The organism is Ralstonia sp. GX3-BWBA (genome assembly GCF_003290055.1).
Taxonomy (GTDB): Bacteria; Pseudomonadota; Gammaproteobacteria; order Burkholderiales; family Burkholderiaceae; genus Ralstonia; species Ralstonia holmesii.
Genome location: NZ_QMKS01000030.1, coordinates 1 through 5,986, shown reverse-complemented (window position 1 = coordinate 5,986; position 5,986 = coordinate 1). Strand labels below are relative to the sequence as shown.

Below are 5,986 nucleotides of genomic sequence, written 5' to 3'. Positions count from 1 at the left end.
GGGAGAGCCAATCGGATACCATTGCTGGATGAAATCACAGTATCAATGGGGCTGCTGGAGCTAAATAGATACCCCTTTTTTTTGTACAGTCTATGCCTCGGGCATCCAAGCAGCAAGCGCGTTACGCCGTGGGTCGATGTTTGATGTTATGGAGCAGCAACGATGTTACGCAGCAGGGCAGTCGCCCTAAAACAAAGTTAGTCCCGCTGAAAACCCGCTTTATCCAGGCCATGCTTTTCAAACCGGCATTTAGTTTCTCAAGCGTTATTCAGCGCTGGGTTTGCCGTTGCTCCGGGCTTCGCCTGCATGTGCTGCGCCAGTTTCAAGCCTTTTTGGCCTCTAGCGCTTGTGTAGCAAGCGCTACCAGCTATCTTTTTGTAAGCGCTGCGTCGCCTCGGTGGCGCAACGCTTTTTCACAGTTCGCGCCCGTCGTCAGGCTGGGGTTTCCCGGTCTGGCCTCTGGGTCTAACCGGGCAGTCAAGCCGACCCGCCTACGGCGGGCGGCTTACTTTCGGCGTTGAACGACAGCTTTCCCAAAAGCTCTACGGCTGCTCTGGGTCGACACCGGTAATCGGATCGTTGCCGCACTGAACAGCGCCCCGTTCCAGGTCGCCTCCATTTATGCGGCTGAACCGAGGGAGAGCAGCTTTACGCCGTCTGGCCGCAGTTCGCCCTTGGGCGACACGTGCCGGTAGAGCGTCTGCCGGGTAATCCCGAGTTCTTCGCAGAGATCGCCCACCTTGGTTTCCGGTTGCCCCATGCTGGCCATCGCCAGGCGTAGCTTGGCGGCGGTCATCTTGAAGGGGCGCCCCCCTTTCCTGCCGCGAGCGCGCGCCGAGATAAGTCCAGCGACTGTTCGCTCGGAAATCAACTCACGCTCGAACTCGGCCAGCGCGGCAAAAATACCGAACACAAGCTTGCCGGCGGCAGTCGTCGTGTCGACCGCCGCACCGTGACCGGTCAGGACCTTCAGGCCCACGCTACGCGCAGTTAGGTCGTGCACGGTGTTGATCAGGTGGCGCAGATCACGGCCAAGCCGATCGAGCTTCCACACGATCAGCGTGTCCCCTTCACGAAGCGCCTTCAGGCAAGCAGCCAACCCTGGGCGATCATCGCGCCTGCCCGAGGCCAGATCCTCGTAAAGGTGCGCAAGGCTCACACCAGCGGCGATGAGCGCATCGCGTTGCAAATTGGTGGACTGGGATCCGTCCGCCTTCGATACCCGCATGTAGCCGATCAGCACCTTTTCACCCGTCACGTATACGTTCGATTATGTGACAGTGTGCGCCGGAAAGCTCAGGCCGTCAAAATTTGTCACTTAACCCGTCATTTTGTCTAAGACATGCAAAGGGTCCGTCAGGCTCATAATGTGACAGAAGTTCCGGGGGAATGCCTTCCTTCGCGAAGGTGGCGCGCAACTGTTCCAGGGAAGCTGGGTCGCGCCGACCATAGGAAGCCAACGCAAACAATGAGCGTGCCGTCTCGGGGTCGTACCGCGCTTCAATGATGGCCTCGTCGATGGCCTGGACTGCACGCTGCCAGTGATTGATGGGTTCGGGCTTCGGCGCTTTCGTCGGCAGGCCACTGGTGAACCCGGTTTGGGGCTCGGACCAGAATAGCTTTGCCTCCTCGCCTGGCGGGCTTATGTCCCTCACCTCAATCAAGCTGATTGCCGTTGCCGCCGCCTCCAGCATCTGCAACCGTACTGCCGGATTCAGGGTTTCATACGGTCGCCACAGACTTTGCCCAGCACGCAGCGGATGCCCGCAGCCTTCCCAGGCTTGGCGGAGATATCCCGCGCAGGTTCCGCACGCGGAAAGCGGGGTGTTCAGCTCATCGAGCAGCGTGCGTAGCAGCCGAAACCACAATCCGGCGTGGATGCTTCGGCGCGGCAGCTCCACGTGACCGGTTGTCAGTGCCTGCCAGGTACGCTGGTCCATCGCCGCAATCGCGTCGCTGGCGGTGCGCGGTTCGGCGTCGGCGTTCTCCCAGCCGATAAACCGCCCTGGCACGCCCCAATAGGATTCCAGCCAGCAGCCATGCAGCGGGCAACTCAGCATCAGGGGCAGCTTCCACGCGAGCAGTACGGCTTGGTTCTCCGGATCGTTCAGGCAGAGCGGACAGGCGCGGTTTATCGGCTGGCTGGGCAGCCAGGCACGCCAGCTCGTGATGGATCGCGTCTTACGGCGGAATCTCGGCAGCAGTACCGAGAGCTGGAACGCATAGGTTTCCAATGCGGCTGGAATCTGATCATCAAGGCCGTCCAGTAGCCAAGGCACCCAGCCAGCGAAACTCATACAGCGCAGCCGGTCCAGCTCGATGCCGCTCCGCTGGGAAAGCAACGCCAGCAGCGAGAGTGGTGGCGCGGTGTCCAGGTCATCGACCTGGCCGTGACCAAGATCGTGCTCCAGCAGGTCGGGCTCCTCCATGTGATAGCAAAGGGCCACGCGGTTGAGCCATGAGGACAGCGCCTCGCCTTCTTTCGGGGCGGGATGCAGCGGCCAGCGCGGCGCAGGCTTCACATCAGTTCCCGCTCGAATTGCCGCCGCCGCTCGCTGGGTCCGGTGTAAACGGCCATGCTGAGTGTGCGATGGTTGATCGCTTCCTCGCCGCTCTCCACGGCGACGATGGCCGCCGCCATCAGCAAGTGCGCCAGTTCCCCTATGGTGCCCTCGCTGCGTGTGAGCAGGTAGCGAGCCATGTCCAGCGTGGCAATTGGGGAAGGCCGGCGCAGCGGGAGCGAAGCGGCGAAGCTGGCCAGCAGTGAGCAGCAATCGTCGTTGGCCTCCCATACCGGCAGCATCATCGGCTCGAAGCGATTTTCCAACTGGTCATCGGAGCGGATGGCTAGGTAGGCGTCGCGCGTGCCTACCCCAACCAACGGGATGCGCAGTTCGTTGCCGAGGAAGCGCAGCAGGTTGAGGAATTCCCGGCGGTTGACGCTGTTGCCGGCCAGCACGTTGTGCAGCTCGTCGATCACCAGCATGCGCACGCCGACCTTGCGCAGCAGTGCCAGAGCCAGTTGCTCCATTTCCGGCAACCGTGGGCGTGGGCGCAGCGGCGCGCCCATCGCGGCGAGCAGCGCGACGTAGAAGCGGATCACGGACGGCTCGGACGGCATCTGCACGACCAACACCGGGATGTGCTCCTGGTCGGCGTCGGAGCTGGCCGGGTGGGTGCGGCGGAACTTCTCGACGATCATCGACTTGCCATTGTTGGTCGGGCCAACCAGCAGCAGGTTGGGCATGCGTTGCTTGTTTGGCCACGCATAAAGGGCTTCCAGCCGGTTCAGCGCCTCGACTGCGCGCGGATAGCCGATCCAGCGGTCGGCGCGAAGGCGCTGGATGCGCTCGTCCGCCGGAAGACGGGCCAAGCCCTGGGCCGCCGGCAGCAGGTGGGACAGGTCGATGATGGGATATTCGTCCACGGCTACCACTCCTCAATCTGGTCGAACGGTTTGGCGGGTGGCAAGTTGTCTGCCTGCGGGTCGGCAATATCCGTATCCGGCGGAACGGGCTTGTCCGGCCGAGCTGATGTCTTGAGGTGCTGGCGGCGATCCGCGTCACGCCGCGCCTTGCGTGTGGCCTTCTGCGCGCTGGTCACAATCTCACGCATCTGGCCGATCATGCGGAACAGCGCCGACTCATCCACCTGTTCGCGCCCTTGCTGCCGCAGTTTCGCCAGCGCCTGCCGTTGTTCCCAGAGGGTGACAGCCGGATGCGACAAGGTACGGTAGGGAATTTCCAGGTAATGCTGTCCCTCCGGTTCCAGGACCCAGATACGGCTGATGTCGCGCGGATCGCGCCGGATCAGAAAGGACGGCCAGCGTTCACGCCGCGCAATCCACGGCTTGAGCGCATCGGCGTAGTAGTGGATGTGGTCGATGACAAAGCCGGTGCGGGTCAGCGTGCGCCGGAGGATCGGCAGAAAATCGACCAGGAACGAAGTAGCGCGTGTGACGACGGCCGGTACGCCGACACGCGCCACGGCCTCGGCCCAGCGCGCGGCCGGCGGTTGGAGCAGGCCGTTGTGCACCGAACCGTGGTAGGTGCCGACCGCCAATGTGAGCCAGCGCTCTAGCTCGCGCAGCGTCAGGGCGGCCTTGTTTTCGGAATCGTAGTCGCCGCGCTGGTCAGGGTTGGAGAAGGTCGTTCCCGGCAGTTCGTCGTGAATCATCTGCATCGCCGTGCCGATGATCCGTTCCACGATGCCGCCATAGTGCGGCTGTCCCAGCGGGCGATAGTCCAGCCGGATGCCATGCTGCTCGCAACCCCGGCGCAGGGCCTCGCTCTTGAACTCGGCCGCGTTGTCTAGGTAGAGCAGCAAGGGCTTGCCGCTCATCTGCCAATCCATTTCCACGTTCAGTCCTTCCAGCCAAGGGCGCTTGTCGCAGGCGACATGCACGAGGCACAGGCCAACCGAAACGGCAGACGGCGCTTCCAGCGTGACGACCATGCCGAGCACGCAGCGGGTGAACACGTCGATGGCGAGGGTCAGGTACGGGCGGCCAATAGGTTGCCGGTCGCGGTCATCGACCACGATCAGGTCGATGACCGTATGGTCTATCTGCACCTGCTCCAGCGGCGCGGTCACGGCAGGAGGCTCGCCGCCCACACCTTGTAGGTCACGAGCGGCATCCTGGCCTTCCCGCCGGCGGATGACCTTGCGCGGGTCAAGGCTAGCGATCCGTAAGGCCACGGTATTGCGCGCCGGCACTCGCAGTTTTTGAGCCTTGCACACCTGAGTGACTTCGCGGTGAAAGGCCGCTAGGCTGCGCTTCTGCTTGGTCAGGAACCGCTTTTGCAGTAGCTCGTGGATGACGCGCTCGACCGGTTCCGGCAAGCGCCCCTTACCTTTACCTCCACCGGACTGGCCGGGCACCAGATCCGTCACGAGGCCGCTGCCTTGCCGGGCACGCCGGATCAGAACGTATACCTGGCGCCGAGACAAGCCCAGCGCCTGAGCCGCCATATCGGCCGCTTCGTGCCCGACCGTCTCCGACTGCGCCAACGGACTGATGATCTCCGCACGACGGCGCGCACGCTCCCAAGCCTCATCAGGCAGAGTGGCCACGCCTTGTTCTGGAATCCGTGGGGTGTCCGTCGCCATGCTCACCTCGCTTTGGTGCACACGAGTATTGAGCATAGTCGAGATTGGTGCAGATCACTTCTGATATTGAACTGTCAGGAGCTGGCTGCACAACAGCCATTACGCCCAATCAACTGGTGCAGTCGTCTTCTGAAAATGACAGTGATTTCATCCAGCAATGGTATCCGATTGGCTCTCCCCGGTGTTCTTGCTCACGACATCCCCATACGTCACTGGCGGCGTAACCACCGCTTGCTGCAGCAAGCGGTAAAACAGCATCCCGCGTGAGCTGGATGTGCGCCGGTTGAAACGGAACACGAATTCATCGAGATAGGCGTCCAGGTGGTCTGGCTGTACAGAGCCATGATGTGTTCCCAGCACCCAGCGCTGTACCAGTGAGGCGACCCGGTGCACTCCCGCCATGGAGACATGGGCAGGTACGCCTGAGCCGAGCATGACGGTGCGCTGGTGGGTGTAACCCAGTTCTCCCAGAGCGCGGTATGCCGCCGAACCATCCGTGCGTACCTGGGCTCCAGGCTCGACCACCTCCTGCACAAAGGGGATTACGTGGGTGGCGGCGTCTCGGTCAATGCGGCGTAACCGGATGCGCCCAAACCCCTTGGGCTCCACGATCTCCACCGCCATGACCATCAACACTTTGGTGGTGCTGCTCTTGCGCCCTGCAGGGGTGGCGGGATTCTTGCGATCCGTGATGGACAGGTACGTTTCATCCACCTCCACAAGCCCCTTGAGCTTGTCCCGGCCCGGGCGGACCATGGCACGTCGAAACCGGTGCAGCATGGTCCAGGCGGTCTGGTAGCTCCCCAAACCCAATACGCGCTGCAGCCCCAGGGCGCTCACGCCTTGTTTCTGATTGGTCAGGTACCAAGCTGCAGCC

6 protein-coding genes are annotated in these 5,986 nt (G+C 62.5%); 1 reads left to right on the top strand and 5 read right to left on the bottom strand.

Annotation, left to right across the window (positions count from 1 at the left end):
* Window positions 1–92 precede the first annotated feature (92 nt).
* A complete protein-coding gene (locus DOD19_RS27445) occupies window positions 93–521 on the top strand; it encodes a DUF1010 domain-containing protein (RefSeq protein ID WP_343226214.1) in 429 nt (142 codons plus the stop codon).
* Window positions 522–619: 98 nt separating this feature from the next.
* On the opposite strand, the gene DOD19_RS27440 is transcribed toward DOD19_RS27445, so the two are convergent.
* The 5 genes from DOD19_RS27440 to DOD19_RS27415 all read right to left on the bottom strand — a co-directional run.
* Window positions 620–1,243 carry a recombinase family protein gene (locus DOD19_RS27440; protein ID WP_003155741.1) on the bottom strand — a complete coding sequence of 208 codons (624 nt, stop codon included), beginning with the start codon at window positions 1,241–1,243 and terminating at the stop codon, window positions 620–622.
* Between the two features lie 61 nt (window positions 1,244–1,304).
* On the bottom strand, window positions 1,305–2,522 hold the full coding sequence (locus DOD19_RS27435) for a TniQ family protein (RefSeq protein ID WP_112189124.1): 1,218 nt from the start codon (window positions 2,520–2,522) through the stop codon (window positions 1,305–1,307).
* Entirely contained in the window at window positions 2,519–3,427 is a 909-nt protein-coding gene (locus tag DOD19_RS27430; RefSeq protein ID WP_003155746.1) for a TniB family NTP-binding protein, read from the bottom strand. The genes DOD19_RS27435 and DOD19_RS27430 overlap by 4 nt, the downstream gene beginning before the upstream one ends.
* Window positions 3,428–3,429: 2 nt before the next feature.
* The gene (locus tag DOD19_RS27425) at window positions 3,430–5,109 is read right to left on the bottom strand and encodes a Mu transposase C-terminal domain-containing protein (protein WP_000179844.1); all 1,680 of its coding nucleotides are present in this window, start codon (window positions 5,107–5,109) and stop codon (window positions 3,430–3,432) included.
* A 147-nt stretch (window positions 5,110–5,256) separates the two neighbouring features.
* On the bottom strand, window positions 5,257–5,986 hold a 730-nt coding region (locus DOD19_RS27415; RefSeq protein WP_112189122.1), incomplete at its 5' end, for an IS1595-like element ISCsp2 family transposase.